27 protein-coding genes, 1 tRNA gene and 1 pseudogene are annotated in these 25,972 nt (G+C 44.7%); 24 read left to right on the plus strand and 5 right to left on the minus strand.

Annotated elements, in window-relative coordinates; translation table 11 throughout:
• The first annotated feature begins 763 nt into the window (after positions 1–763).
• On the plus strand, positions 764–3,037 hold the full coding sequence (locus HWY45_RS04920; protein ID WP_150998322.1) for a hypothetical protein: 2,274 nt from the start codon (positions 764–766) through the stop codon (positions 3,035–3,037).
• A gap of 45 nt (positions 3,038–3,082) precedes the next feature.
• Here the strand turns inward: HWY45_RS04920 and HWY45_RS04925 are convergent, their stop codons facing one another.
• Positions 3,083–3,847 carry a hypothetical protein gene (locus tag HWY45_RS04925; protein WP_150998319.1) on the minus strand — a complete coding sequence of 255 codons (765 nt, stop codon included), beginning with the start codon at positions 3,845–3,847 and terminating at the stop codon, positions 3,083–3,085.
• 105 nt (positions 3,848–3,952) lie between these two features.
• On the opposite strand from HWY45_RS04925, the gene HWY45_RS04930 reads away from it, so the two are divergent.
• From HWY45_RS04930 to HWY45_RS04970, 9 genes are all read left to right on the plus strand, one after another.
• Complete coding sequence (locus tag HWY45_RS04930; RefSeq protein ID WP_150998316.1) at positions 3,953–4,429, plus strand: hypothetical protein; 477 nt, start codon at positions 3,953–3,955, stop codon at positions 4,427–4,429.
• Between the two features lie 34 nt (positions 4,430–4,463).
• A complete protein-coding gene (locus HWY45_RS04935) occupies positions 4,464–5,006 on the plus strand; it encodes a hypothetical protein (protein ID WP_150998314.1) in 543 nt (180 codons plus the stop codon).
• An 11-nt stretch (positions 5,007–5,017) separates the two neighbouring features.
• Entirely contained in the window at positions 5,018–6,106 is a 1,089-nt protein-coding gene (locus HWY45_RS04940; RefSeq protein ID WP_150998311.1) for a hypothetical protein, read from the plus strand.
• Between the two features lie 22 nt (positions 6,107–6,128).
• Positions 6,129–7,739, plus strand: a complete 1,611-nt coding sequence (locus HWY45_RS04945) for a TraM recognition domain-containing protein (RefSeq protein WP_170304017.1) — start codon at positions 6,129–6,131, stop codon at positions 7,737–7,739.
• 161 nt (positions 7,740–7,900) lie between these two features.
• A complete protein-coding gene (locus HWY45_RS04950) occupies positions 7,901–8,542 on the plus strand; it encodes a hypothetical protein (protein ID WP_150998306.1) in 642 nt (213 codons plus the stop codon).
• Positions 8,543–8,552: 10 nt separating this feature from the next.
• Positions 8,553–9,692, plus strand: a complete 1,140-nt coding sequence (locus tag HWY45_RS04955) for a hypothetical protein (RefSeq protein WP_150998303.1) — start codon at positions 8,553–8,555, stop codon at positions 9,690–9,692.
• A 91-nt stretch (positions 9,693–9,783) separates the two neighbouring features.
• Positions 9,784–10,053: a hypothetical protein gene (locus HWY45_RS04960; protein ID WP_150998299.1), complete on the plus strand. Its 270-nt coding sequence runs from the start codon at positions 9,784–9,786 to the stop codon at positions 10,051–10,053.
• A 124-nt stretch (positions 10,054–10,177) separates the two neighbouring features.
• Positions 10,178–11,137 (plus strand): hypothetical protein, encoded by a 960-nt coding sequence (locus HWY45_RS04965; protein WP_150998296.1) that lies wholly within the window; start codon positions 10,178–10,180, stop codon positions 11,135–11,137.
• A gap of 142 nt (positions 11,138–11,279) precedes the next feature.
• Positions 11,280–11,747, plus strand: a complete 468-nt coding sequence (locus HWY45_RS04970) for an outer membrane lipoprotein (protein WP_150998293.1) — start codon at positions 11,280–11,282, stop codon at positions 11,745–11,747.
• An 87-nt stretch (positions 11,748–11,834) separates the two neighbouring features.
• On the opposite strand, the gene HWY45_RS04975 is transcribed toward HWY45_RS04970, so the two are convergent.
• The gene (locus HWY45_RS04975; RefSeq protein ID WP_150998290.1) at positions 11,835–12,899 is read right to left on the minus strand and encodes an ArdC family protein; all 1,065 of its coding nucleotides are present in this window, start codon (positions 12,897–12,899) and stop codon (positions 11,835–11,837) included.
• Positions 12,900–13,399: 500 nt separating this feature from the next.
• On the opposite strand from HWY45_RS04975, the gene HWY45_RS04980 reads away from it, so the two are divergent.
• The 12 genes from HWY45_RS04980 to HWY45_RS05035 all read left to right on the plus strand — a co-directional run bounded on the left by HWY45_RS04980 (position 13,400) and on the right by HWY45_RS05035 (position 22,411).
• Positions 13,400–13,639 carry a hypothetical protein gene (locus HWY45_RS04980; RefSeq protein WP_150998287.1) on the plus strand — a complete coding sequence of 80 codons (240 nt, stop codon included), beginning with the start codon at positions 13,400–13,402 and terminating at the stop codon, positions 13,637–13,639.
• Entirely contained in the window at positions 13,636–14,034 is a 399-nt protein-coding gene (locus HWY45_RS04985) for a hypothetical protein (RefSeq protein WP_150998284.1), read from the plus strand. The genes HWY45_RS04980 and HWY45_RS04985 overlap by 4 nt, the downstream gene beginning before the upstream one ends.
• Before the next feature lie 143 nt (positions 14,035–14,177).
• Positions 14,178–14,435 (plus strand): hypothetical protein, encoded by a 258-nt coding sequence (locus HWY45_RS04990; protein WP_150998281.1) that lies wholly within the window; start codon positions 14,178–14,180, stop codon positions 14,433–14,435.
• Positions 14,436–14,463: 28 nt separating this feature from the next.
• Positions 14,464–15,306, plus strand: a complete 843-nt coding sequence (locus tag HWY45_RS04995; RefSeq protein ID WP_150998278.1) for a transporter substrate-binding domain-containing protein — start codon at positions 14,464–14,466, stop codon at positions 15,304–15,306.
• 161 nt (positions 15,307–15,467) lie between these two features.
• Entirely contained in the window at positions 15,468–16,196 is a 729-nt protein-coding gene (locus HWY45_RS05000; RefSeq protein WP_170304016.1) for an amino acid ABC transporter permease, read from the plus strand.
• Positions 16,193–16,846, plus strand: a complete 654-nt coding sequence (locus HWY45_RS05005) for an amino acid ABC transporter permease (protein WP_150998273.1) — start codon at positions 16,193–16,195, stop codon at positions 16,844–16,846. The genes HWY45_RS05000 and HWY45_RS05005 overlap by 4 nt, the downstream gene beginning before the upstream one ends.
• Positions 16,843–17,562: an amino acid ABC transporter ATP-binding protein gene (locus HWY45_RS05010; protein ID WP_150998271.1), complete on the plus strand. Its 720-nt coding sequence runs from the start codon at positions 16,843–16,845 to the stop codon at positions 17,560–17,562. Before HWY45_RS05005 ends, HWY45_RS05010 begins: the two co-directional genes overlap by 4 nt.
• Before the next feature lie 156 nt (positions 17,563–17,718).
• Complete coding sequence (locus HWY45_RS05015) at positions 17,719–18,051, plus strand: hypothetical protein (RefSeq protein WP_150998268.1); 333 nt, start codon at positions 17,719–17,721, stop codon at positions 18,049–18,051.
• A gap of 27 nt (positions 18,052–18,078) precedes the next feature.
• Complete coding sequence (locus HWY45_RS05020) at positions 18,079–18,972, plus strand: amino acid ABC transporter substrate-binding protein (protein ID WP_150998264.1); 894 nt, start codon at positions 18,079–18,081, stop codon at positions 18,970–18,972.
• 132 nt (positions 18,973–19,104) lie between these two features.
• Positions 19,105–20,094: a YadA family autotransporter adhesin gene (locus tag HWY45_RS05025; protein ID WP_150998262.1), complete on the plus strand. Its 990-nt coding sequence runs from the start codon at positions 19,105–19,107 to the stop codon at positions 20,092–20,094.
• Positions 20,095–20,327: 233 nt separating this feature from the next.
• Entirely contained in the window at positions 20,328–20,735 is a 408-nt protein-coding gene (locus tag HWY45_RS05030) for a hypothetical protein (protein ID WP_150998259.1), read from the plus strand.
• A 104-nt stretch (positions 20,736–20,839) separates the two neighbouring features.
• The gene (locus HWY45_RS05035; protein WP_150998257.1) at positions 20,840–22,411 is read left to right on the plus strand and encodes a DUF5906 domain-containing protein; all 1,572 of its coding nucleotides are present in this window, start codon (positions 20,840–20,842) and stop codon (positions 22,409–22,411) included.
• 187 nt (positions 22,412–22,598) lie between these two features.
• Here HWY45_RS05035 and HWY45_RS05040 read toward each other — a convergent pair whose 3' ends face one another.
• Entirely contained in the window at positions 22,599–23,837 is a 1,239-nt protein-coding gene (locus HWY45_RS05040) for a site-specific integrase (protein ID WP_150998254.1), read from the minus strand.
• A gap of 117 nt (positions 23,838–23,954) precedes the next feature.
• On the opposite strand from HWY45_RS05040, the gene HWY45_RS05045 reads away from it, so the two are divergent.
• Positions 23,955–24,024: transfer RNA gene (locus HWY45_RS05045), tRNA-Arg, on the plus strand.
• A gap of 138 nt (positions 24,025–24,162) precedes the next feature.
• On the opposite strand, the gene eco is transcribed toward HWY45_RS05045, so the two are convergent.
• Positions 24,163–24,663 carry a serine protease inhibitor ecotin gene (gene eco, locus HWY45_RS05050; RefSeq protein WP_059883957.1) on the minus strand — a complete coding sequence of 167 codons (501 nt, stop codon included), beginning with the start codon at positions 24,661–24,663 and terminating at the stop codon, positions 24,163–24,165.
• Positions 24,664–24,802: 139 nt separating this feature from the next.
• On the opposite strand from eco, the pseudogene HWY45_RS05055 reads away from it, so the two are divergent.
• Positions 24,803–25,177 (plus strand): annotated as a pseudogene (locus tag HWY45_RS05055) (hypothetical protein); the annotation flags it as partial.
• A 275-nt stretch (positions 25,178–25,452) separates the two neighbouring features.
• On the opposite strand, the gene HWY45_RS05060 reads toward HWY45_RS05055, so the two are convergent.
• Positions 25,453–25,878 carry a hypothetical protein gene (locus tag HWY45_RS05060; RefSeq protein ID WP_063894170.1) on the minus strand — a complete coding sequence of 142 codons (426 nt, stop codon included), beginning with the start codon at positions 25,876–25,878 and terminating at the stop codon, positions 25,453–25,455.
• Positions 25,879–25,972 lie beyond the last annotated feature (94 nt).

Here is a 25,972-nt window from a genome sequence, read left to right on the forward strand (position 1 = left end):
GGAGCTTTTTTGTTGCCTTAGCCGCCCACATCTTCAAGAAAGCATTCGCTTTGTTGCGTGTCAAGCACGCTTTCCAAATCTTCCAGCCTAACGGCTTCAATTCCCTATCAATAAAGACTCTTGCTCAATAAAAGGTCTCAAAATAGCCAAATTTTCACCCGACCTTTTTCCGACCTTTTACAGCAAGGTCGGAACTACGAAGAGCACCGTCAATTGCCAATCTTCACGAGCTAGATCGGATTTTTCCGACCTTTGCTAAAAAAAGTCGTTCAAACATATGTACATGATGGTTTACGGACATCCTTTTTATGGTCTTGTGATTCATATTTTTTCTCATCGTACTTTACTTTTTTCAAGGAAGGTCGGAAATCTTAAAAAGAACTCACGAAGAACCGCGACAAATAAAGGTTTCCAGCAACCCGACCTTATCAAAAAAGGTCGGAAAAAGGTCGGGTAAGGTCGGGTGAAAAAATTCCCGTTTGTAGCTTTTTAAATGATGAAGAACCAAACACCAAGCCTTTCTTAATGAATTGATGGCTCTATCTTTCATTTCCGACCCTTTACTTGAATTCTTGCTAATTTCAATACAGAGAACAGATCCGACAGGCAGAAACCCAAACCTTTTCAATGAGCCGCACGGCGATTGAGTGCATTAAATACAAGAATAAACACCCAATCATAATAAAAAGAATGGCTTGTCGACTTGATTTATTTTTGTCTTGTGATATATAAAATGTATATAAACCATAATAAGGGGACTACTATGTTAGACATGGACGATGCGCATTATCAGTGGCACAAATCTACAATCAGTCAATTTGATTGGACACCGGAAGTTAAAGTGAAAGTTGAGCCAATTCAGGAATACTCACTTGAAGCTTTAAAGCATGAGTTGAATGATAATATGGTTCTTGATAGCGACAAGCCAAGAGACTTCTACAACTTCGCCGTTATCAAGTCCGTCTACGATGCAGACAATGGACCAGATTTCGCTATCAACGATTTGACCAAGTTGTATGGGGATTATGCGACTAACAAGGATGTGGAAGTCAAAGACATCTTGAAGCAGTCTCACAATCAGATGATCAACACTCACACAGAAGAGTTGTTGAATACCACACCAGAGGCATATCCAGAGTTAAAACGTAAGCATGACCTTGAGCGCGAAGTTTATGAAATGAATCTTGCCAAGCATGAAAACAGAGAGCCAAATCTAGACAAGCTTCAAGATAGCTACTTCTCATACAAAACCAACTTTGACTTTGAGACCAAAGTTAACGATACAATCAATCAAATAGCCCAAGGAATTCAAGACAAGCTTGATGGCTTGAATCGCTGGACACCTTCTAATGGTTATGAGGTTCCAGTGATTCCCGATATCAATGTCAAGTCACAGGTGATTGACGAACCAGCACAAACACAGCCCACCCAGGACAACCAGGTCAAAGCCGAAATTCCAGAAAGCAAAATTTCCGCTCAAATGCAGGCGTGGTTAGATCGTGATGGTTACTCACAAGGTCAGAAAGATATTATTGCTCGTGTTGAAGGACAGAACCAACAAGACAGAGCGGCTGCTAAGGAAGCAAGAGAAGCAGAGGAACAAAAACAACTGCTACTTGAAGAATATCGTCAATCCAAGTATCCAACTGTTGCCGAAGCAAAAGAACAGATTCACGACAATATTGATGATGCCAAGGGTCCACGCAACTTCTTGGATAATACACAAGGCATGTTTGTAAATGTCGCTCCTGAGTCTCGCTATCGTGATGTTGAGACTGGCGAAGTTCACCAGCTTAAAACTACTGGCGAAATCATTCAAAAGAACCAAGAGCACGATATCTACGGTAAGAAGAAGGATTTGATTGCTGGGCAAAATATTGATGCAGCAGTTTCTATTGCCGCTGGGGAGCTTCGCCTAACTCAGCAGAAAGAGATCAGCAACTTCAATGGCGACTTTGAAGCATTGAAAACTCAAGAGGCTAAGCACAAGGTTGAGCAAACATACTTCAACGCTCGCCACACCGAGCTTGTCGAACAGAAGATCCCATTCAAGGAAGAGAAGCAATTCCATGCTGCCTACACAAAATACAGCCAGCTAGAAAATGCCGAGTACATCAGCAAGATTGAAAAGATGTATCCCGAAGAGACTAAGGCGATCACAAAACAGCACGAACAGAGCCAAGCACTTGAAGCCGTTGCTCCTACCGTTCCTCTTAATATGAGACCAAACCGTGAGGGCTACAGCTCCGTTGAGGATGTAAAGTCTCGCTTGCAAGCATACGAAGCACGTCGTCAAGAGAAGCTTGCAGCTATCGACCAGGCACCAGCCCAAGAGTCTATCCAGAGCATTTTAAATAAGGAAGCTCCACAAGCCTCTCAAATTGCTCACCAGGTATCTCAACCTACCCAGGCAGTAGAAACCCCTCAAAATGAACCAAAAGCTGACCCTAACCACTTGAGAGGCATTGTGGTGGATTACGGTAGAGCTCCCTATCTTCACAACGAAAAGAACAACGAGAGCTACTTTGTGGTTGTCAATGAGGATGGCATAGAGAGAACCAAATGGGGAGTAGACATCGGACCAGCCTTAGACAAGGCAGAGGTTCAGGTAGGTGACTTCATTGATCTTCAAAAGACAGAAACAGTACCAGCTCAAGCGAAAACCAAGCAAGGCGAAACAGTGTCTACTCACAGAAATTCTTGGGAAGCACAAGTTATCGAGCCAGTGCAGAAGCAAGAAAATCAATTATCACAACAGCAAGCTCAAAAAGAACCAGAAGCAACACAAGACAGTTATGCACAGATGATGAACTCACTTGGGCAAAAAGCCAGAGATAAACAAGCTCAAAAAGTAGATCAATCAGTTAAGGTCGAACCCCAGGCAAAAACCGAAACTGAAGAACAACGCAGAGCGAGAATGTTGGCTGAGATTGAAGCAAGCAAACCTATTGCCTCTTATGTTGATGACTTTGAAAGAATGAAGAAAGCGGCACAATCAAAACCTCAAAGCCAAGCACAAGTAGCCAGTGCCTTCTAAATAAAATAGCCCCAGAAATGGGGCTTTTTCTTTTGATTGAGCATGTCAGTGGAAGATCTTCAATGCCATGTAATGAATGAAGTCATAAAAAAATATGGATGTTGTCACGACTCCAACACCCCACAAAAAGCCTTTCCAACCAAAAGCTCTTGCTATTGATGAGGCGATAGCTCTGCGAAATTCCTTCACAGCCCTCTCAGTCAATATCAATTCAATATCTTTTGACTTGCTGTTTATTCTCACAATTTCCGAGTCGGCATGAGCAGTGATTCTCTTGACTTGATCGTTCCCGCGAGCCTCAATAAGTTTCGCCCTTTCACTGTATGCCTTTTCTACAATGCCAACCGCTGTTTCTACGAGACTTTTGAAATCATCTAGTTGTTTACCAAGATGGTCACTCGCACCTTTACACTCAATAAGCATATTTTCCGTTTCAGCGACCACATGAGCCTGGATGTCTATTATCTTGTCTTTAAAATCATCCAACTGGCTCTGAACTACGCCAGGAACTACCTTCAACATCATGTTTTCGGCCACTCGGGCAGCTTCAACTTGATCAGCTATCGCTTTATAGCTGGCGAGCAATCCATAGACGACCATCAAAGGAGCCTTATTGCTGATTATCTCTTCTCGCTGACAATATTCAACATAGCGCTTTCTTTCTTCTTTCGGCAATAAGCTTAATGTGTGAATAAACATATCAGCATTCTTCTCGGGAAGCAAAGCGATTACATGCGACAAACTTTTCCTTAACGCCTCTTCGACATCTTCACTTTCCCTTCTATCTAAAAATTCTTTCACGGTCTCCATTAAATATCTCCTTGATTTTATTTCTATGATGGTTCTTGACAAATTCTTTTCATTCCTTATATATATGAGAAGAAATGAAAAAGTCAAACTAAAACGGAGATTATTATGGACTTTGAAGAACTATATTGCGAATTAAGGAACGCTGGAATAGATCCAGTCTTAAAGAACGGCAAGGTTTATTTTAACGGCGAATACAACGGCAAGAATTTTGTCCGCTATATCTACCAGAACAAGGACACCTTAGAGCTTTGCGTTTTTGTATGCATCAACAAGAAATTTGGTGAAGAGCAAACGCAACAAGACAGAAGCGACTCAGCAAGAGAACGCAATCGTTGGATAAGAGATGAGTTTAATAAGTGGGGATTGAGCTTCAAGTTCCCCGAGTGGAGACCAGAGGGCAAGCCTCAATCATCTATCCCCGCTACAGCTCCCAAAGGTGGATCTCTTCCACAAATCAAAAGCACCCAGCCAACCACCACCAAACAAGTAAATAAAGACGGTATAGATGGCTTCGATTGGGACTTCGTAGATAAGCCAGCGAAGGACGACGACAATTTTGATCCGTTCGCAGATCCCAAATAAGCAGCATTAAAAACCACTACAACAAGGAGAATATATGCAGATAAATAGAAAAACAAAAATCACATTGACAAGCAAGATCATGATTTTACTCGCCAAGTTCGGTTTGCCAGATGCAAGCAAGCTACTTCTTCCAAGGGGTCACTATGTCAGCAATGAGGAGATGTACTCTCTTCAACAAGACAGAATTGATGCTAATCCAGCAGCCTTCCACCCCAAGAATGTTGGCAATCGAGAAGTCTCAAAAAGAAACATCCTTGTGTCATGGATACGTCGCAGAACATGGAAACGAGCTTGCAGAATCGGAATTATTGAGTGTGCCCTTGGTATAGCCTTCTGGGGTGCAATCAATTATGGGACACAGCAAATAATCAAAGGTGTCAATCACGTTGAACAGTCTATCTCTGATTCCAACCGCTCAGAAGATATTAAGGCAGCGAGCAAACAGATGACAATCGACACGATCAAGAGACAAGTTGCTCAATTAAAGGCAGATTGTGAATCTGGAAAGAAAGAAGTCGCAGCTTGCCAAGCAGAAATGAATGTCTTGAAACAGCAATATGAAGAAGCTAACAAATAAAAGGAGATAATATGAATAAAGAAGAAATAAAAGATGAAATACAAGATAGACTAGACAGAACCAGCAAGTACATGAAGAGTCTATTCCCTATGCAGCAATATATTGAGGAAGCCGAGGCAATTATAGAAGATTGCTTTGAGCGTCATGACGTTCCCAAATTAGATCACCCAAGAGTCAGAGACTTAAATGATAGATATGGTGATGGTTTGGTTAATGCTAATGGCTTTCCTGTATCTGGAATCATTGCCCAGGAAGATTTTCATGTTGGTGGAGATAGCCCAGCAGTTCCAATTGTTATTGGCATGATCGGATTTGTGTGGGGGCTATGTAAATTTTTAGCTTTAATACACTTACCAACAATCGCACTTTTGGCTGGGTTCGTTTATGCACTTTTCTTGTTTAATGTAACATCTCCAGATTTTAGAAAATTTGGCAAGGGGGCTTTTCTTACCGCCTTGATTTTCGTTCCAGTAGTTGGCGGCATTTATTACGCATTTACCCATTTGGGAACATTTGGGGTTGCTGGCATGACTGGAGAAATACACGATCCATTTGGTTCACTAGCGACTCTTTTAGGAAGTAGTGCTTTCTCACTCGTGCTTGCATTTGCTCCTATCCTTGTTCCTTACTGGTATTCCAGAAAGAAATATAGAGACTATGTGCTTTCCCTAGCAGACGTAGGCATGACTAAAAATGGCCCCGTTTGCTCAAATCTTCGCCCACACAAAGAGGCAAGAATAATGCAAATGGCTAACGGACTCAAAGATGAAACCTATTTCAACCAAGTCGGCACTGCTACCAGCGAGCTTGCAAGTCGTGGCGATTCTTTTGCTCCAGATGAAGGCTTGGCAGTAGGTCAGACTCTTCAAGACCAGAGAAAGCATGGGTTTTTCTTTGGAGACCCTGGCACCGGCAAGACCACTGCTTTAAAGAACATCATGGCTGGTGTTATCAAGGGTGAGATCTATGACGAACTCATTGAAGCACGGAAAAAGGCAAATCCAGGTTTAAGCTATCTAGAGATCACTGCCAAGCATGAAGATCAAATCAGACAAAACGTTGACAAGATTTTTGCTGAACGAATTGCCAACAAAAAATAACATAATCAAAAAGGAGACTATCATGAAAATGGAAGACGCATTAGAGGCAACAAAAGAAATTGATGGGGTTGTAGATGATGAACACAGCTTCACGGAGACAACGGCGGACAACTTATTAAAGGTGGAAGCGAGGTTCGTAAGCGAAGAAGAAGAGAGAGCCGCTTTCGAACGAGATAGAGCAGCAACAGGCACAAAAAACCACAAAAATGGTATGTTAGTTTTGGATGGAAAGGGGCAATTGGCCGAACAAGTTGGAAAGATTCTTGACCTTGTTGTGTGCCCACAGAATGTCAAAAACTACAACTACATGGAGAACGTAAAACCAGAGGTTTTTGCTAAGGTCATCTTGAACATATTTGGCGCAGCCAGAGCAAAAGATCCTACATGGACCAATGCCGGTTATTCATTACTTTATTACTCAATCGTTTTTCACCAAGCTTTAATCAAGTTCAAAGGTGCGAATAAGTCTCCCGCAGCTCACATTGAGACTTTGCGCCACATGTCAACACCAGTGAATGAGGACAATAGCCATCCAATTCTTGATCAGTTTTCTAGTGGAGAAGCAAAAACAGAGCTAATGAAGGAAGGCACAATATTAAATGATGCTCTTAAAGAGTACATTGAATTCAACCAACTTGCCGACGCGACCAAATCATCAGTTGTTTTTACGGTAAGCAACTGGATGAAAAAATTTATTCAGTCAGAAGACCTTCGTCCTTGGGCTAACAGCGAGACCTCGGACTTTGCGATTCGAGACATCTCAAGACAAGGCAAGAAGTATGGAATACTTTTACCTGAAGGCAAGTATGGCGAGACTGGAATAGCCATTCAAGCTTTGGCAAAAGCTGAGCTTTACAACGAAGTTAAGAACAGAGGGGACAACTCTCTTAAAAAGGGTTATAGCCGTGTTTTCTTGTTTGTTGACGAGTGCCAACGTTTCTTGGACGACATGGATTTAGCAATCTTGCCGGAAGCACGTTCATTAGATCTTGTCTGTTGGTTCGCAAGCCAAAACATAGATTCTATCTATGACAAGTTTGGCAAGGACGGGGGAGGAAAATTCATGGGAGCGTTTGCGGCTGCTTTTTCATACAAGTCAACACCCGCAACTTACAACTTCATTCAAGAGCGCATAGGTAAAGCCAGAGTTATTGAGAGAGAAGGCGGAGCAGAAACCGTTGACTTTGAAAGAAATGCTCAATTGCAGATGGGGACTCCATTCTTTGATATAACTAACCCACATAGAAAGATGATGAAGCTATTCACCTTTGGCTACATGAAGAGTTTCTTCATAAATAACCCAACAAACAGGGTGATTAGACCAGAAGAGAGGAACGTAAAGGTTTGGAAGGACAATATGAAAGTGAGTCATTTGGAAAGACATGGTGGTCTAATGCCAACAGGAGCAAAAATCACAATATCAAAAGATCCTCAATATATTTTCAATGAGAGGTGCATTCAAGCTCTCGAAACACCATTCAGAGCTATTGGAACATATCCACGAGGGGATGTGACCAGACGAGCAATTTTCGCCACTATTCCATACACAGATGACTTCACAGTAATTGATACTTCAATCCAGTCTGCAAATGATGTAATCAATGCGGCAAGAAAGGCAAAAGATGCAGCATAACGATAGCGACGAAAACATAAGAGCCGAAAGGCTCTTTTTTATTGCCAAAAACAATCTCTTTTCATTTATTTAAGGAATGATATTGACAAATTGACCGCTTCGTTTATAAGTAAATTTGATGATGACTTTAACCTAGAAATAATTTAGCCAAAGGAGACATTATGAGATTAAACAAGAAAAAGGCAGCTATTATTGGCGGGAGTGTCTTGCTCGCGTCAGCTATTGGAGCTGGCTCTTACTTCGCATTGCATGCCAACAAGAAGAAAGACGATGACATGTTCGCCATGAGCATTCCAAAACCAGCAGTTCAAGCACCAATGAAGCAAGAGAAACCAACAGAACCCTCACAACAAGCATCAGTTCCAGCTTCTACTCCTACACCTATTCAACCCGTGATAGAAGCACCAAAAGCCACGCCAAAGAGATGGCAGGACATGACCTTTAAGGAGTGCATGGAATATAACGATGCATACAATCTTCAACACCTTAAAAACTTAGATAGAACAAAAGACGGCATTCAAGCTTTACATGAGATGGAAGCTTATAAGCCACCAAAATGCAACTTGTTGCCAGATGCACCAAATAAACCTCAAGGGGTTAAGTCAATAACCTCAAAACAAGAGGAAGTCAAAACTACCCCCGAGCCTCAACCAGTGAAGGAAGTTCCAAAGGCAGAACCCGAGCAACCTAAACCTCACAAGGTCAAGAAGCCTCATGTTGAAGTAGTGAGAGAGACATCACCAGCTCGCACCGCACCAGTTCAACCAACCCCACAACCAGCAGCGAAAGCTTGGTATCAGTAAAGGGGCAAGCATGGATAAAAAGAACAACAACAAAATCCGTGGCTTCGCACTTAGTCTCTTCCTAGCAGTGGCAATGCTCACTGGTTGCAACGACCAGAGCGACAAGAAGAAGACTGATGAAGGGGATCTATTCTCAATGAACCTTCCCGCACAGCAAAAGGCTCAAAATCAGCCCGTAGAGGCTCCAAAGACTCAGGCTGACACCAACACACCAGCCACGGCTCAGCAAACGGTTGTGGACGGTTCTATGAGCAAGATTGCCTACCAGAAGAGCAGCAAATCAACTTCTGGACAGTTAGCTATTGCTGAATACAACAAGGGGCATTATTACGAGTCTGTTGTTTCTATCGTGGAGGGTTATCGTAGCTCAATTTATCGAGACAACATTGGAGTGGCTACGGGCCTTGGTTGGAATATTTCGTTCCAGAGCCGAGCAACGAATGCAGCGATCACCAAAGCTATCGGCATGTCTCCATCAGACCAGGCGGCAATTATTGCGATAAGTGGTAACAAGAACCCAAGCCCTTCCTTGATACCTCATACGTCTATCAGCCCAGAGCAAGCCACCAAGGCCGCCCAGGTCATGCGAGATATGAACTTCAATCCCGTGGCCGTCCGAGCTCTTGGGCAAGCGACTTGGGACAAGCTCAAGCCTTACCAGCAAGCAGTGGTGAACTACCACGTCTACAAGACTGGCAATCTCAACTGGCCTCACTTGAAGGCTGATATCAAAGCTTGTGCGAGTACCCAATCTAAAGCCGACTGCAAACGAGCGGCCGAGGGCTTCACCTACTCCTACATGCTCAATGGGGTTCGCAAATACGACACTCGTTCTCAGCTTTACATGGGGGCATTGTTTCAAGACCCACAAGCCTATGCCTACCTATTAGGAACCACAGCAGCACCAGCGGACTTCAATGCTGTCACTGCCTCAAGCGGATTCAAGATTGATACAACTAAGGCAGCAGATCCACAGGTTGAGGCACAGGACACCTTCACCCCTCTGAAAGAGCAGCTTCTTGAAGAAGGTAAGAGTTTTGATTTGAATGTGATTACACCTGATCGAGAAGAGTCAGGGACCAAAAAAAAAGATACCCCAACGATACATAGGGGTAAACATGATGTAGGTCAAGCCGTCTATCTATCTTAAAACCGCTTATCTAGAAGTTGTCAACTCAGGTTGACAACTTCTTTTTTATTGTTAAATTGAAAATATACAAAGAACAAAACAGAGAACCACCATGAACAAAATTGCATCGCTATTTATCTTCTTATCAAGCCAAGTCTTTGCTGGCTCAATTTCTCAAAATATTCAAGTGACAGCTACAGTTTTGCCCTACTGCCATGTTGTAGTGGATCAAGCACAAGCTCGCAATGAGTGTTTTACCAACAAATCAGCAGCACCTATCGTCACAACAACAACAAGCTCGCAACCCATCAACTCGCCAGCTCCTGTTGTTGTTTCAAAAGAAACCATAGGGGACACTCAAAGAGTCACCTTCTATTACTAATATCGAAACTCCAAGTTCGCAAGACCTTTGTTGTCTCTTCTCATTTATTTAAGGAGTGAGAATTTGACAACCCATTCTTTCGAGATACAAGTTAACCATTAAATTATTTAATGGGAGGTCCATCATGGGCGCAATGAAAGAAATGGCTGGTCAGACAGCACAAGCAAAAATCTATTCTGGTTTTCAAGATGGAATCTCTGTTATTCCAGATCCAGAAAACGCAAGATATGTTATTGAAGCACCCAACGACTACGATGTGAATTTCGTATTCAGAGGAAAAAACAAAGACGGCTCAAAATTTGCAGAAGAGCTGCAAACAAACGACAAGAAAAAAACCATGTTCGCCGTAGGTCTAGATTCTTTGTCAAGCGAAGAAAACATTAAGAACTTTAATTTCAAAGTTCGTGATGCTCGCACAGCGTTCGCAAGAAAACAGAGAGAAATTCAATCAATCGCAGATCACAAAGAACTTCTGTTGAGCCAAATGTCGATTGACAAGGGGGTTACTAATCCAACCGTGGTACTTAAATGGGGAGTTCCTACCACAACTCTTAAAGACGAGAACGAGCAGCCTATTCTACAGGACGGCAAGACAATAAAGGTTCCAGATAGAATTGGCGGGGAAGTCTTAGGTTATATCAAGGGTCAAGACGGCAAACTTACCAACGAACAAGGAACCTATTTTGTATTGTTTGGCGACATCAAGGGTCAAGACAATATTCGATATTTGAGAGCAATTCCGACAAATAACTTGCTTCAAGCTGGCGAATTCGCAAAACGCGATGAAGTGATAACCGAGAAATTCCCCGTAGGCTCCAGAAGATATGTCGAGTTTGACGAGAAATGGAAAGCCAAGAAAATCAAAGAATACAAGCCTCAGAGCAAAGAGAACAAAGAATTGGCACAAGAGGAATTTGCCAAGGCAGAAGAGAGATTGAAACAGCTTTCAGATCAGGCCAAGGTCCCAGAGAATAAAACAGAGCAAGCCATAGAGAAGATATCTACCAAGGCACCAAAGACAGCGACCAAATCTAAAAGCAAGACAGCATCAAAAGACAAAGAATTTGACGACATACCATTCTGATTGATTCTTCGTCATTCTTTTAAGCCGCTTCGAGAAGTGGCTTTTTTATTGCCTAAAGTTATTTCTTGTTATTTATTTAGGGAATGATATTGACAAGGGGGCAAATTTTCTTATAACAAGAAAATAACTCAAAGGAGATCCTATGAAAAAGACAATTTTAGCAAGCCTAATCTCTACAAGTATTTTATTGACTGGTTGCGCTGGCTTAGTCCCAACAAACAATCAATACACAGCCCCACAAACAAATTCTATTGTTCATGTGAGCTACGGCACAATCATCGCTATTCGTGAAGTTCAAATCAAAGAGAACACAAGCGGAGTTGGAGTATTAGGCGGGGGTGTAGCTGGTGCAGCAGTAGGAAGCAAGATCGGAAACGGCAGAGGCAATATTGTTGGAGCCGTTCTAGGTGCGATTGGTGGAGCTATCGGAGGTCAAGCAATTGAGAGAGTTTTATCAAACAACAAGGCAATTGAAATCGTCTTGAAGATGGAAGATACAGGAGCAACAGTTGCTATCACTGAGAAGACCGATGAAAAATTCCAAGTTGGTCAGCGAGTTCAACTTATCGGCACAGACAAGAACAATGCTCGTGTCGCAGCAATTCAGTAATCAATCAAGCGCAGCACTCCCAAAAAAGTATGCCCCGTTTTAAACATGGGGCTTTTTATTTGGTATGAGGAAGGATATCAGAGCAAACTAACGGCTCAATGCGATGCCTCTTTCTTGCTCGCGCTCGCCTATGGTTCTTCCGAGTTTCGCCATCATGTTATCCAAGACTTTGTGAGTTGTTTTTTGTTGCTCTAGGTCTCTTACATACTCATCCCGCTTGGCAAGCTGGTAATCAGCAGATTTCGCCGCAGCTTGTGAAGCCTTGAAGATGAATCTCTTGTCGTTTTTAAGGGCTTGTAGCCAATTTTGCACATAGGCTGCATGACCTTCATGAGTAGCACTGTCATAAGGTAGCCCAATCTCAGCCCCCATGAAGTAGGAAGACAGCTCGGCAACGAGCTCTTCCTTGGCATAGCTTGGAGTTCCAAATTTCCCCGTTTGGTCTCTATCTAGGCGTGACTTGTGACCAGTGGCGTGACCGAGTTCATGCAAGGCAACTGTATAGAACGCAGCATCGCTCTTGAATAGCTCACGGTTAGGCAACACGACACGATCCGCACTAGGACGATAGTAAGCCTTGCCTTCGTTGTGGAACTCAATCTCAACACCACCTTTTACCCTCATGGCGTCAATCACTTGCTCAGCAGCCTCATAAACTTGGAATGGAGGTCTATCACGGACCTGGTAAGGCTCCAACCCCTCAATCTGAGACCCATTGAAGACGGTTCCCGCATAAGCCATCACCCAGATTTTAGCCGTGCCATCGCCATCATTCTCCATCTCTACGGCTTCGTCTTCTGGCTTGCCTATCTCATTCTTGCCATTGGGGTTGAAGGTGACTTGAACAGCCTTGTAGACGGGAGATCCTTTGGAGCCTTTCTTGACGAATAGGTTTTGTTCGGTTTCTTCAGCGAGAGCCTTCACATTATTGAAAGTGTAGAAGCGAGGATCGTCAAAGCCCCTTGCAGCCAACGATACAGAATTAACGCCTCTGTATCTTGTCCCCGTCACGGGATTGAATGGAGCTTCATTGCAAGTGAACCAAGGAGTTTGAAATTCAAGATGATCTTCCATTTTCTTGATAAGTGCATCGGTCAGCTCTTGATAGTGATCAATTTTCTCCTTTGTCGCATATTCTTTTTTGTATGCCATGATAACCTCACATTAAATAATTTAATGTACTTGTTATCCAGCATTTCTACCGCCTGTCAAATTCCCACTCATTTAAGGAGTGAGAAGCAATTAAAAATCATAACCTCTTCTTGCTTGAATAACATTGATCCTCTTGATCTTTTTATTTTTTCTTATATACATCAGGAATGAAAAGGGGAATTGACATGACAAAGAATAAGAATTTGATTGCCTTATGTTGCCTACCACCATTCGAGACCATCTTTGTTGTCTGGTGGATTTGGGGAACATTGAGGGGGAAAGACAAGGCTCTCTACCAAGGGTTGTCTTACTTCGCCACATTCGCCATTGCTGAAATGGTTCTTCTTCGTCTTTTATGGCTAGTCTATCCACATAGCGAGCTTGTTCAGTTTTTGAATATATGGACTTGGTTTCTTGGAGCGATACCAAAGGCTATGTGGACTGTCTTGAATTCCCCTTTCCACTTTCATACCAATATATTTTAACAACCAGGAGACGACATGAAGTACACAGTAACAATGAGAAGAACAAAGATCGTTTTGGAAGAGATCACCGTAGGGATTGAAGCCGAGACAGCAGAAGACGCTATCCAAGAAGCCCTTGGATCATCCTATCAAGAAGAGGCTTGGGAAGAGATCTCAAACGAGCAAGTCTTAATCAATCTAGGCAACGACGAAAGCTTGAAATATGGGAACTACATCAAGGAAACAGCGAAGGCAGTTATTGAGGGGGTCTTATGACAAAAAAAGAAGGACACACTAGAACATTGAAATTGACTCGTTACCCCAAGACTTCCCAACACCTCACTGAAATTGCACATTATTTTGAAATTTCTCGCTCATTAGCTCTTCAAGTTGTCCTTGCTTGCGAGCATGGAGTTTTTTCACGAAAGGGTCGCCTAAGAAGATTTGAACCCACAACCAATGAAGAGGCAGCAGTTCACTTCTGGCACCACTATGAGAAAGAAGAGGAAGAGAAGCTTGTTGAAATTTTGAAACAACAAGAGATCTACTACACCGGACTCGTTAAGAATGCTATCGCCAGCTTTCATACCAAGATGACAAAAGGACAAATCAACACTTACAAAAAAGAATTTGTTCACTATGTACCCATTGGATTTGTGAGAAGGAAATGACGATACCGAAATCTCAACACTTGCCCCGAAGAGGGGCTTTTTTATTGCGGCAGTCAATTTCTTGTCATTTATTCGAGGAATGATATTGACAAATTTAATATCTTTCTTATAAATAAAAAAGATTTTAAATAAAAGGACAAATCATGAACAAACAGCAAGTGTTAGAATTATCTTTACCAGAGAATCAAGCAGTTGAATTCGCAAAGCATGTATCTGCAATTCGCGGACAAATCATGAAAGGCAATGCAAATCAAGAGGCAGCGGTCTTCTCAAATGCCGTTCTCTCAGCTCATACAGCCTATCAAACAAACAAGATATCTCTTGAGCAGTACATCAATGAGATTTTCAAGATATCCGCCTTGTATCACGCAGCAATCAATGGCACCACCTTAAACAAATAACCCATCATAAACAACTAAAGGAGACGTTATGAAAATAAAAGCAATCGTTTTATCAACAATCTTATCAATCACAGCTTCCACATCTTTTGCTGGCGAAGTGGTAGATAGAATTGTACAAAGCAAGACATTCAATGTTGGCTCAAGAGAGTCCTCAGTTCCCTACTCCGAAAAGACAGCCAACGGCTACAAGGGTTATAGTCAAGAGATTTGCTCAATCATTCATGCTGAGTTTGACAAGCAGCACCATATAACAACAACCATCAACTATGTTCCCGTGGACGGCACAACAAGATGGCCCGCAGTTCAATCTGGCAATGTTGATGCCGAATGTGGATCTACAACAGCAAAGGAAGAAAAGAAAAACAATTTTGATTTCGCAGTAGTTGATTCTGACTCAGTGGTTGTAGCTACCTTATCTAACAACACCAAGATCAAAACATTAGAAGACTTGAAAGATGCTCGCATTGTTGTAGTAGCAGGAACTACAGGCGAAATCGCAATCAATCAGTTGAAGAACAAAAACGGCTGGAACCCTCAAATTCACTCAACAAAAGAATACACCTTGGGATTGAGAGAAGTTGAGAACGGAACAGCAGACGTATTTATTACTGACAAAGATCTGCTTGTCGGCACCATAAAGAAATCTGGCAATGACAAATTGAAGGTGAGAGACGACTTAGTGTTAGTTCCTCACGAACCAATCGCTATCGTTACCAGCAAGAAAGATCCCGAGTTCTCAGCATTCGTAAAAGGCAAAGTTCTTTCCATGATCAAGGACGGCTCTTTATGGAAGCTCCACGATAAATATTTCGGACCATTGGGGTTGAGTTTAACCGAGACACAGAAGAAAGCCATCGCAGAACAGCGCTAAGACAATCCTATTTCCCATTAAAAAGCTCCGAGAGGGGCTTTTTTATTGTCAAAAAACCTTTCTTCTCATTTATTTAAGGAATGATATTGACAAATTAGTTGCTTTGCTTATAAGTAAGTTGAATGATAACTTTCGCAATACAAGAATACAAAGGAGACCACATGAATCTTGATTTTTCGTTTTTAACCCAGCAAGTACCAAATGGAGAGAAAGCAACTTACCTTGATTGGATTCTTTCTGGCATGGGATGGAGTGTCGCAACGGGTTTCACAGCCTTTGCTATCGCATTGGTGATAGGTATCGGTATAGGGGTAGCCAGAAGCCGACCAGGAGCGACAGGAAAGCTCGCAAACGGCATTTTTGAGATTGTTCGTTCCATACCTCTCATGTCCATGCTTTTCATTGCCTACTATGTCGTTCCAGCCGTTTTCTTCCCCGAGGCAGTCAAGCACGTTCAGTTCATGACTCTCATAGTCATAGCGGGAGTTTTAGGGCTTGCCTTGTTCACTTCTTTCCGAGTCAGTAGCCACATCTACAGCTCACTCACAGCATTGGCAGTGGGACAGCAAAGGGCAGCTCAAGCTTTGGGTTTCTCTACCTGGCAGAGCTACAGATTGGTCTTGCTTCCCCAGGCTATCAAGCAAGCCTTGCCATCTTTGACCAACGAGTTTTTGAGTGCCGTGAAAAATACCTCAGCCATTTCAACTATCGGCTTAATAGAGCTATCTAGACAGACCCAGAACATCATAGACAACACATCTGCTATCTATGAGCCGTTCATTGTTATCTGCACTTGCTACCTCATCATTAGCGGCGTTGCTCTCATGCTTACCAGAGCCATTGAGAAAAATGGCTTCACACAACCAAAATTACAGAAGGAGACTATATGAATTTTTCACAGATATTTGCAGCGTACCCAGAACTCATTGAGGGAATAAAAACAACCACTCTTATTTTTGCGATAGCCGTTGCTTTTGGCATTGCCTTTGGTTCGTTACTTGCCTTGGCGAGAAACAGCAAAAACTTGCTCATTCGCCTTCCAGCAACGGTCTACATCACCATCTTCAGAGGCATACCTTTAATCATGGTTTTGCTTGCCTTCTACTTGGCAATTCCAACCTTCTTGAAGAGTCTTGGCTTCACAAACATAGCATTGCCAGCAGCGATCATTTCATACTGCCTTTTTGAGTCAGCTTACTTCGCTGAAATTATCAGAGCTGGGATCAATGCAGTACCTACCAATCAACCAGCCGCAGCAAAATCATTAGGCTTGAGCAAATGGCAAACAAGCAGCTTGATTGTGTTGCCTCAAGCTATCAAGAACAGCAGAAAGAGCATAGTAGATCAATGTGTTTCATTGATACAAGACACACCTCTTGTTTTCGTGATAGGTCTTCCAGACTTCTTCACTACCGCTGTACATATTGGCGACAGAATCGGACACATAGAGAGTGGTGTTATCGTCGCAACAGTCGGATTTATGGTTATTTGCTACACCATATTAAAACTCAACAAAAACAACAAAGGAGAAACAGCATGATTGAATTTTTAAAGGTAGAGAAGTATTTTGGCAACCATAGAGTCTTGAATATCCCTCGCTATGTCATTGCACAAGGGGATGTGATAGTCGCTTGCGGTCCCTCTGGCTCAGGCAAGTCCACCTTCATCAAGACAATCAACAAGCTTGAACCCATACAGAGAGGGCAAATTCTGATCGACGGCAAGAACAACGAGGACTATGAGAGCCGTGAGCTTGCAACGAAAGCTGGCATTGTCTTCCAAGAATTTGAGCTATTCCCAAACTACACCGCCTTGGAGAACGTCACACTCGCCCAGGTGAAGGTATTGAAGAGAAGCCACGAGGAAGCCATGCACAACGCCATAGAGCTTCTAAAACGAGTCGGCATGACCGCACACATGGACAAGCTCCCAGGTCAGCTCAGCGGAGGTCAGAAGCAGCGTATAGCCATTGCTCGCTCCCTTGCCATGAACCCAGAGATCTTGCTTCTAGACGAGCCAACCGCTTCCTTAGACCCAGAGAACATCAAAGCTTGCCTACAGCTCTTGGGGGAACTTGCCAAAGCTGGAACCACCATGATCGTAGTGACCCATGAGCTCAACTTCGCTCGCAAGGTTTCAAACCGAATCGCCTTCTTTGACAAGGGAGAGATTCTTGAAGACAGACCCACCGAGGAATTTTTCGAGGCACCCGCAACAGAGAGAGCAAGAGCTTTCTTGGACAACTTGAACTACTAATAGACCTAACCACTTATCAAGAAAAGAGCCCATCGAGGGCTTTTTTTATTGGCAATGAAACTTTCTTCTCATTTATTTAAGGAATGATATTGACAAAATCCATTTCTTATTTATAACAGTTGAAAGATAACTTTAAACCAAAATAAAGGAGCCCCCATGAAAAGAATCGCCTTATCCCTTTTACTTGCTGGATTATCAGTAAGCACTTTCGCAGCAACAAAGGACGACATCATCAAGTCCATTGATTCATGCAACCAGATCACCACCCAATACTTACCAAATGGCAAATATGATCCTACCGCAATAGATCAGTTATATACCGTTTTCAATCTTGACGAGCAGAAGGAAGATGCAAAAGACACCATAAAAAGAGCCAATGAAGACAAAGATCCTGTTGAGCTTTACAAAGCACCAAACGGAAGCTGCACATTAAAGATAACTACCCATGAGGGTTCTCTAGTTAAGCCAATCGTAGAACAGAAGCAATAATTCAAATAACAAGAACAAGGAGACATTATGAAATTAAACAAAATTGCTGCATCAACAATTTTAGCAATCGTAGCTTCTAGCTCTTTTGCTGATTCAGTAACCGACAGAATCTATCAAAGCCATGTTGTGAATGTCGGCGTTAGACCAAGCTCCACCCCCGTATCTTATAAATTGCCCAATGGTCAGTATGTAGGCGAAGCTATTGATATCTGCAATCACATATTTGACAAGCTCAAAGAGAAAGATCCAAGCTTGAAGCTTAACTACATCGAGGTTTCAGCAAAGACCCGTATTCCAATGCTTAAAGAAGGCAAGATCGATATGGAATGTGGATCAACAACCAACTCAGCATCCCGAAGAAAAGATGTGGGTTTCTCTATCCCTTATGAGATTGCTGGGATCGGCATGGTTGTAGCAAACAACTCAAAAATACACGGCTTTAATGACAACACAATCAGCACAGTAGCTTATGTTGATGGAACTACAGCAACAGCATCAGTTTTCAGTGCAAACAGAGGCATTCAAGCGAGCTGGGAAGGACGCAAAATTAAGTATGTGAAGGGTAAAGACTATCTTGATACTTTGGCATTGATTGAAAGCGGAAAGGCAGATGCTTTCATTGGTGACGATATCTTGTTAGCTGGGGCAATCGCTCAAAGCAAAGATCCTTCAAAGTTCAAATTGCTTCCTGACAAGATAACAACTGAGCCTTATGGAGTGATGACAACACTAGAATCCAAGGATCTCCAAGCTGTTATCGACCAAACTATTATTGGGTTAATGAATAATGGAGAATTCAATAAGATTTACAATAAATGGTTCATGCAACCCATTCCACCATTCAACAAATCCTTGAATGTACAAATGAGTAATCCATTGAAAGATGTCGTTAGATATCCAACAAACGTAGTTGGAAACTAAAAATGAAGAGCCGAAAGGCTCTTTTTTATTGAATAAATAACTTTCTTTTCATTTATATAAGGAATGATATTGACAAGGCAAGAATTTTATTTATAACTTGAATGCCAAACTAAAACTATAAAGGAGACTATAATGATAATCAAAAAGACAATCTTATCTTTGGCCGTGGCAGCCATAACAAGTACAGCTCTTGCAGCAGGACCCGGAAGTACAGAATACGGCACAGGAGCATTTGCACCAGGCTCAAATTCAACAGCTATCGGTAACAATGTGAATTGCGCATCTTCTGGCGACACTAATGCAACATGTGTCGGTGCAAATACAGGAGCATCTAACAATGGCACTGTTGTAGGAGCAAATTCAACCGCCGGCCACAATGCAGCAACCTTTGGGGCGAACGCAGTAGCAGACGACAACTCAGCAGCTTTCGGAACTGGCTCTATGGGTTCTTCTGGCGGGTTAGCAGTAGGTATCAATGCTTCTACAGGAACCGCAAACAACGCCGTGGCATTGGGCAACAACACCACAGCAACCCGAGACAACGAGGTCGCAGTTGGCGGAAGAACAATCGGACAAGTGGGTACTGCAACCCAAGCTGACCAGGCAACCAACCTTGGACAAGTACAAGCAATCGCATCCCAAACGTTGAGCAGTGCCAATGCTTACACTGATACTGAAATTTCAAAAATCAAGATCACTGGCGCAGCACCAGTAGCAGCAGTTGATTACACAAATACTACTTCTGACAATCTTGTTCTTAATAGCAATAACGGAAACGGAACAAGAATCAGCAATGTAGCGAATGGTGTAGCAAACAGCGACGCAGCTAACATGGGGCAACTTCGTTCAGTCCAATCACAATTGAGTGGTCGCATTGATAATTTACAAAAAAGAGTGGATAGCGTTGGGGCAATGTCAGCAGCTCAATCAAGTATCGTCTACAACAGCTATGGTTCAAATGTTCAGTTAGGTGTTGGAGTAGGATTTTCTGGTGGATCACAAGCTTTGGCAGTCAAAGCAATGATTGCTTCACCAAGTCGCCGTTTTATCTACTCATTAGGTGTGTCTAGCTCTACATCTGGACAAACCGCAGTAGGAGCCGGAATGAGCTTTAATTTCTAAAAGGTATTGTCGCCTACTCAGATTTCACACCACTTCTCTCTTTGTTTCGTAAATGGATAGGCAACAAGAAAGCCTCACACAAAAGTGAGGTTTTTATTTTTGTCTTCAATGGAATGTTTATCGGGTTAAATTAAAGAAAAATACTTCGCCATGTTATGGGCTCTCTCAATTTATTGTGCTATGATGAATTTATCAATAACACAAAGCGAGGCAAGACCGTGGATAAACTAACAATGGCTCAATCTTTCAGCAAGAAACTTGTTGAAAGCCACCGAGCGGAGCAAATGGTGGACATTATTATCAGCAACCGTCATGAAGAGAACAAAGGCATTTGTCACTCCCATGATTACTGCGATGCAAACATGCTCATGCTGGAAGTGTTTGAAGAAAACAATCTGAGCATTGAAGACGAGAGCAATCACCAGCTTTGGAATGAAGTCTGGGATCTCGCCAAAAAGAACGAGTTCTTCTACAAGATGAGTGAGGAAAAAGCGAGGGAATATCTTTCTCAGTTCAAAGACCGCAAGATTGCAGATATCTACGACGACTACCCAACATTGCGGGAAGCCCTATCTGTTCTTATCCCCGATTTTGAATATCCAGATTATTCACATAAAAAGATTAGCCAAGTTCTCAAATGACCCCCCTCTTAAATAAGAAAGCCCCTAAATGGGGCTTTTTCATGTGTATCGAAAATTGAACTTTTCTGATACACTCACTAGGTCATTTTCCTCTAGGAATAAGCATGGAAAACCAAGCCAAAGAGGCAGTAGACACCATTCAACTGATTGGTGAGTTTGAAGACGCTTTTTCGGCTTGGGACAATCCACCAGGCAATGAAGAGCTTGACGAGCAAGATAGGCTCTATCTTCTCATTGACAATGACAGCGAGCATTTAACACATGAGCAAGCTCAGGCAAGTATTTCTGACCTGATGGTCAATGCTCATAGTGACCTGACGCCAGAACAAGCTCTTGAAAGAGACTTGGCAACATTGAGAGCCAAGTATTCAATCTTGATTTACGGCGGAAGACCGCTTGTTTGTTTCCGCCATCCCTTGCTTGGTCTTCAATTCCAGAAATTTGAAGCCTTCAACAAATACCATGCTCACATGTTCCACATGATTGAGGTGATTGGTAAAGATGGCAAGAGAAAGGAACCCAAAAAGGTCTATTCCACACATGCCTTTGTTGAAGACAAGCGAACCACAAGATACGAAAATATTGTCTTTGATCCAACTGAAAAAGCAGCTCCTACTTCTTGGAATCTTTGGACAGGCTTCAAAGTTACACCCAAGCAAGGGAATGTTGAGCTATTTATGAAGCTCATTGAAGCCTTGTGCGACGACGATCAAGAATGTATCGAATACTTCTTGAACTATCTCGCCCACATGGTTCAAAAGCCTTGGGAATTGCCTCAAAAGGCAATTGTTATGCGTGGAGCACAAGGCATCGGTAAAGGCACCATTATGGCGACCCTTGGGAAGTTGACAGATAACTTCAAGCATCTTTCTACCGCTGATGCTTTGACGGGCAACTTCAATGGACACATGATTGATGCCTTTATCGTCTTCTCTGACGAAGCCGTTCACAATGGCGACAAAGCAGCAGAAGGAAGGATGAAAGCAATGATTACTGAAAGCACCTTGACCGTGAATGCCAAGGGCAAGGATGTTATTTCAGTGAGGAACTACATTCGCCTCTTTGTTGCTTCTAACGAAGATTGGGCTGTACCCGTTGGAGAAGGTGATCGACGGTATTTTGTTCTTGATTGCTCACCGCGATACAAGGGGCAAGTCAAACCAGGTGAGTTCTTTTATGAATACAACCAATGGCTTGAAAATGGAGGTCTTGAGGCTATCTATTACATGCTCAAGAATCGTGATATTTCCGAATTCAACTCAAGGCTTTCACCCAAGACGGCGGGACGAGTTCAGTTGCTTATCAAGGGCTTGAACCCGTCCCTGAAGTTCATTTATGAGTGCTTGAACGGCACCATTGAGCTTGACGAAAGCACCCAGCGGTTCACGGAGGACGGCAAGATCCGCTGGTTTAGGAAGAGCATTTACAAGGCAATGCTGGAATGGTTGCCAACCCAAGGAATCAAAGAAAAGCCCACTGCTGATGATTTCGGCAAGCACATCAACAAGGCTCTTCAGTTTGACCTAGACAATCCGAAGTGGAAAACGAACTGGAAGACACGAGAGGACTACTTCTACGAAATGCCTTCTAGAAAGGTTGCTATGGAGCGGTTTGCTCAGGTTGTGGCAGACGCAGCCCCCGAAGTGGTCTTCTTTTCCTACTCTGAGCAAACATAGCCGAAAAAAATCGCTCAGCGAGGGTAGAACGCCAAAAATCGCCGTAAGTCATTGATTTTCATAGAGAAAACCGTTCTACCCGACCATAGAGCACCGCGTAGAACGGCACGAGCTCGCCGCTAGGGTTCACTTCGTCAGAGAGAGTCCGTTGACGGCAAGAAGAAAGCCCCGAAAGGGGCTTTTTTTTTCATTGCTGGACGATAGAGTTCCACAACTTCGCACCAGTCTTATGAGGTCTCAACTTCGCATACTTCTGCAAGGTTGATAGTTCAATGTGACCCGTAATCTTGGCAATCTCAATATCTGACAAGGTCGTATTTTCAAAGAACCAGCTCACACCTTCATGACGGAGATCATGAATGGTCAAATCCTTGGAACCAGCATTAAAGCAGATATTCTTAAACCGAGTGTAGAAGTAACCGGGGCTGGACCAAAAACTAAAAACATAATCGTCGTCCTTCTTTCCTTCCTTATAGGGAAGAAGCTCATCCACAATCAAATTGTAGAGTTCAGGACGAAGAGAGGCATAACGATCTTCCGCACCTTTCTTGTGAGCAATCTTCTGGTTTTCCTTCGGAATGAAAATGTAGCTCTCATACGGGTTATCCTTGTTCAGCTTGATATCTTTCCACTTGATGAGAAATGTTTCACCCACACGGAATGCTGAATAAGCGAGAAAGCGTATCAGAATCTTTGATTGCTCAACATTAACATAGAGCTTATTACAAGCGTCAATCAATTTATCAAGCTCGCCTTCTTCAAGCCTTCTATCACGAGGATCACCCCAAGCAGCAGGAGGCGGAACTTCGTCAAAAGGTTTTGAGTTGAACAGATAATCATGCATCATCGCGTGATGCTCAAGGGCATTCTTGATATCGTAATAATACTTTCGGATCGTAGAAGGCTTGTAGGTTTTCATAACCTCATTACCTTCTTCGTCAATTGCACGGTTCCCATTGAAAAGCTTGTGAGACTTCTTCTTTCTCGCTTGATCAGGAATTTCCTGAGAAAGCTTGAATTCCAACCATTTGAACAAGAACCGCGTCTTGAATTCTTCAAGGGAAACTTTGCCAATTTCAAGGATAAGGCGTTCAATTCGCCCCTTCTTGTTATCGGATATTTTCTTGTTGTCTTTCAGGTATTCTTGGAAGACTTCAGCAAGAGTTGTTTTCTTGACCTTGTTTGGCGCAATACTTTCGCCATTGAGAAGCTTGGCCTCAGTTTTTGTAATCCATTCTTTTGCTTCTTTTAGTGAGGCACATGTTTGTGATAGATTGACGCCGTTCTTGCGAACCTTGGCTTGATAGGACTTGGAGCCGTCTTTCTTTGTACGGCTTACTACCGTGCCAGAACCGACCTTGATGGTCTCTTCCTTGGGGGTAAATTTCGTGCCTTGCTCTTGGGTAGCTACGAGTTCGGTTTCCATGTGGTTGTTGTCCTTTCCTTTGTGGTCCCGTGGAGTCGCCGGAATGGCATTTGTCCCATTCGTGTCCCATTCTAGCGTACAGACCTTGGAAAACAACCGGAATGCCTTGTAAAATAAGGCTCTGCGGGAAATGTGTAGTGTGCCTCCTAAGCGCTAGATACAGGTTCGATTCCTGTCGGGGGGACCAGCCATCGCCACGCGCCAGTCATCAGCGCTGCCCGCTTCACTCGATACACATCCACTGCGCTGCATCCATACGCATGACAGCACGCGTCCCGCGCCGGCATCGCACGTCCGCGACACCGGCGCAACACACCCCACCGCGTTACTGCCTCACCGCCTGCTTCACATCCGCCGACGCACGCCACACGCGATACCGCACCTCGAACCCCTCCGGCACGTACACGACCACCGGCAGCCGGCTGTTATAGCGCAGCAGCCGATCGTCACCACGCACCTGCACGAACCGTTCGCGCGGCGCCTGGCCCGGGCAGGCCATCAGCGTCGAGGCCGGCCCCTTCACGTCCGACAGCCGGTAATACGTATACCCCCAGCCCTGCACCGTCTCCGCGCTCAGCTCGCCACCGAACCACTGCTGGTTGCAGTCGGTCTGCAGCGTCTTGCCGATCATCAGCTCGACGCGCGCGTCGGCTTCGTCGGCGAGCGCGGGCAGCGCGATCACCGCGCGCTGCTGGCCGGCAGCGGCCTTCGGGAACATCTTGATCGACTCGGCCGACACCGCCGTCTCCGACGTCGGCCCGGCCGCGCAAGCGGCGGCGGTCGTCACACACACGGCGGCCAGTGCGGCCCGGATCGCGAATTTCATCGATGTGCTCCTGGAAAACAAATGGCCCCGGATGCTAACACTTTCATCATCCGACCTTTCGTCGCTGTAATTTAGCGTCACAATTGCTGCCAGATGCGCGGCGTTCCGCCACATATGATGCGATCCAACGGAGAACGCCATGATCAAGCTCATCACCCTCGCCACCACCACCGCCGTCGCCACGCTGCTGACGGGCTGCGTCGTCGGCCCGGACGCCGGGTACGGCTACGGGCAGCAGACCTACTATTCGGACCCCGGCTATGCGTACGGCCCGTCGTATGCCCCGCTGTACGGCACGGTCAACGTCTGGGGCGGCGGCGGCCGCGACCACGACTGGGATCGCCGCGACTACCGCCGCGGCGATCGCGACTGGCGACACGACCGCAATTGGGGCGACCGCAATTGGGGCGACCGCAATTGGGGCGACCGTAACTGGGGCGGCGACCGCAACGGCGGCGATCGTCACTGGGGCGATCGCGGCAATGGCAATGGCAATGGCAACGGCTGGGGTCACGGCAACAACGGCAACCGTTCGAACGAAGGCAACCGCGGCAATCGCGGGGATCGCGACTGGCGCAGCGGCCAGGTCGACAATTATCGCGGAAACGGCCACTCGCACTGACGCAATTGCAACCGTTTGTATCCGGCGCGATCGGCCATCCCCTGCGCGCATGACGCTGCGGCGACCCGCAAACGAAGAAGGCCCTCGCTTGATGCGAGGGCCTTCTGCTTTCTGCTTCCGCTTCTCCGGCGCGGGCAGCTCGGCCGCTCACGCGCACATGACCGCGCTTACCACCCGCCCGGCTGCGCATACCCGTAGCCGCCCGGCGCCGGCGCGCCGCACACATACGCGCGCTGATAGCGGTCGTAGCAATAACGGGGCTGCGCGGCATAACCATCGTCGTCCTGGTACTGCGCCTGCTGGTAGCCCGGCGCATATCCGGGCGGCTGGTACGCCGGCGCCTGGTAGTACGTCGGCGGCTGATAGGCCGGCGCCTGATACACGGGCGCCTGGTACGCAACCGGCGGATTCAGCGCGGACGTCACGATCGCGCCCAGCACGGCGCCGCCGATCAGCGCGCCGATCACGGCACCGCCGTCGCGGCCATGCGCGGACGCCGGCCCCGCGACGGCCAGCGAACCTGCGAGTACACATACTGCTGCGATCTTCTTCATGATGGACTCCCACGCGAAGTGGTACGGGATGCGATGCATTGTGGCGGCAAGCCGCCGTAATAGATGCAGCAAGTGGTAACGCGCAATTACGGCCGCCCGGCTAACCGGCCGAACCGCGCGCCCGGCCGCCGTG

The sequence above is a fragment of the Burkholderia stagnalis genome (assembly GCF_902830275.1).
GTDB classification, from domain to species: domain Bacteria; phylum Pseudomonadota; class Gammaproteobacteria; order Burkholderiales; family Burkholderiaceae; genus Burkholderia; species Burkholderia stagnalis.

What these genes read in the sequence shown, in the direction of transcription:
- HWY45_RS04965 (WP_150998296.1), top strand. Translation starts at nt 10,178, where the DNA reads ATGGGCGCAATGAAAGAAATGGCTGGTCAGACAGCACAAGCAAAAATC.
- HWY45_RS04955 (WP_150998303.1), top strand. Translation starts at nt 8,553, where the DNA reads ATGGATAAAAAGAACAACAACAAAATCCGTGGCTTCGCACTTAGTCTC.
- HWY45_RS04960 (WP_150998299.1), top strand. Translation starts at nt 9,784, where the DNA reads ATGAACAAAATTGCATCGCTATTTATCTTCTTATCAAGCCAAGTCTTT.
- HWY45_RS05025 (WP_150998262.1), top strand. Translation starts at nt 19,105, where the DNA reads ATGATAATCAAAAAGACAATCTTATCTTTGGCCGTGGCAGCCATAACA.
- HWY45_RS04940 (WP_150998311.1), top strand. Translation starts at nt 5,018, where the DNA reads ATGAATAAAGAAGAAATAAAAGATGAAATACAAGATAGACTAGACAGA.
- HWY45_RS05010 (WP_150998271.1), top strand. Translation starts at nt 16,843, where the DNA reads ATGATTGAATTTTTAAAGGTAGAGAAGTATTTTGGCAACCATAGAGTC.
- HWY45_RS05035 (WP_150998257.1), top strand. Translation starts at nt 20,840, where the DNA reads ATGGAAAACCAAGCCAAAGAGGCAGTAGACACCATTCAACTGATTGGT.
- HWY45_RS04980 (WP_150998287.1), top strand. Translation starts at nt 13,400, where the DNA reads ATGAAGTACACAGTAACAATGAGAAGAACAAAGATCGTTTTGGAAGAG.
- HWY45_RS04945 (WP_170304017.1), top strand. Translation starts at nt 6,129, where the DNA reads ATGAAAATGGAAGACGCATTAGAGGCAACAAAAGAAATTGATGGGGTT.
- HWY45_RS04990 (WP_150998281.1), top strand. Translation starts at nt 14,178, where the DNA reads ATGAACAAACAGCAAGTGTTAGAATTATCTTTACCAGAGAATCAAGCA.
- HWY45_RS05005 (WP_150998273.1), top strand. Translation starts at nt 16,193, where the DNA reads ATGAATTTTTCACAGATATTTGCAGCGTACCCAGAACTCATTGAGGGA.
- HWY45_RS05020 (WP_150998264.1), top strand. Translation starts at nt 18,079, where the DNA reads ATGAAATTAAACAAAATTGCTGCATCAACAATTTTAGCAATCGTAGCT.
- HWY45_RS05030 (WP_150998259.1), top strand. Translation starts at nt 20,328, where the DNA reads ATGGCTCAATCTTTCAGCAAGAAACTTGTTGAAAGCCACCGAGCGGAG.
- HWY45_RS05000 (WP_170304016.1), top strand. Translation starts at nt 15,468, where the DNA reads ATGAATCTTGATTTTTCGTTTTTAACCCAGCAAGTACCAAATGGAGAG.
- HWY45_RS05040 (WP_150998254.1), bottom strand. Translation starts at nt 23,837, where the DNA reads ATGGAAACCGAACTCGTAGCTACCCAAGAGCAAGGCACGAAATTTACC.
- HWY45_RS04930 (WP_150998316.1), top strand. Translation starts at nt 3,953, where the DNA reads ATGGACTTTGAAGAACTATATTGCGAATTAAGGAACGCTGGAATAGAT.
- HWY45_RS05060 (WP_063894170.1), bottom strand. Translation starts at nt 25,878, where the DNA reads ATGCATCGCATCCCGTACCACTTCGCGTGGGAGTCCATCATGAAGAAG.
- HWY45_RS04975 (WP_150998290.1), bottom strand. Translation starts at nt 12,899, where the DNA reads ATGGCATACAAAAAAGAATATGCGACAAAGGAGAAAATTGATCACTAT.
- HWY45_RS04950 (WP_150998306.1), top strand. Translation starts at nt 7,901, where the DNA reads ATGAGATTAAACAAGAAAAAGGCAGCTATTATTGGCGGGAGTGTCTTG.
- HWY45_RS05015 (WP_150998268.1), top strand. Translation starts at nt 17,719, where the DNA reads ATGAAAAGAATCGCCTTATCCCTTTTACTTGCTGGATTATCAGTAAGC.
- HWY45_RS04935 (WP_150998314.1), top strand. Translation starts at nt 4,464, where the DNA reads ATGCAGATAAATAGAAAAACAAAAATCACATTGACAAGCAAGATCATG.
- eco (WP_059883957.1), bottom strand. Translation starts at nt 24,663, where the DNA reads ATGAAATTCGCGATCCGGGCCGCACTGGCCGCCGTGTGTGTGACGACC.
- HWY45_RS04995 (WP_150998278.1), top strand. Translation starts at nt 14,464, where the DNA reads ATGAAAATAAAAGCAATCGTTTTATCAACAATCTTATCAATCACAGCT.
- HWY45_RS04920 (WP_150998322.1), top strand. Translation starts at nt 764, where the DNA reads ATGTTAGACATGGACGATGCGCATTATCAGTGGCACAAATCTACAATC.
- HWY45_RS04970 (WP_150998293.1), top strand. Translation starts at nt 11,280, where the DNA reads ATGAAAAAGACAATTTTAGCAAGCCTAATCTCTACAAGTATTTTATTG.
- HWY45_RS04985 (WP_150998284.1), top strand. Translation starts at nt 13,636, where the DNA reads ATGACAAAAAAAGAAGGACACACTAGAACATTGAAATTGACTCGTTAC.
- HWY45_RS04925 (WP_150998319.1), bottom strand. Translation starts at nt 3,847, where the DNA reads ATGGAGACCGTGAAAGAATTTTTAGATAGAAGGGAAAGTGAAGATGTC.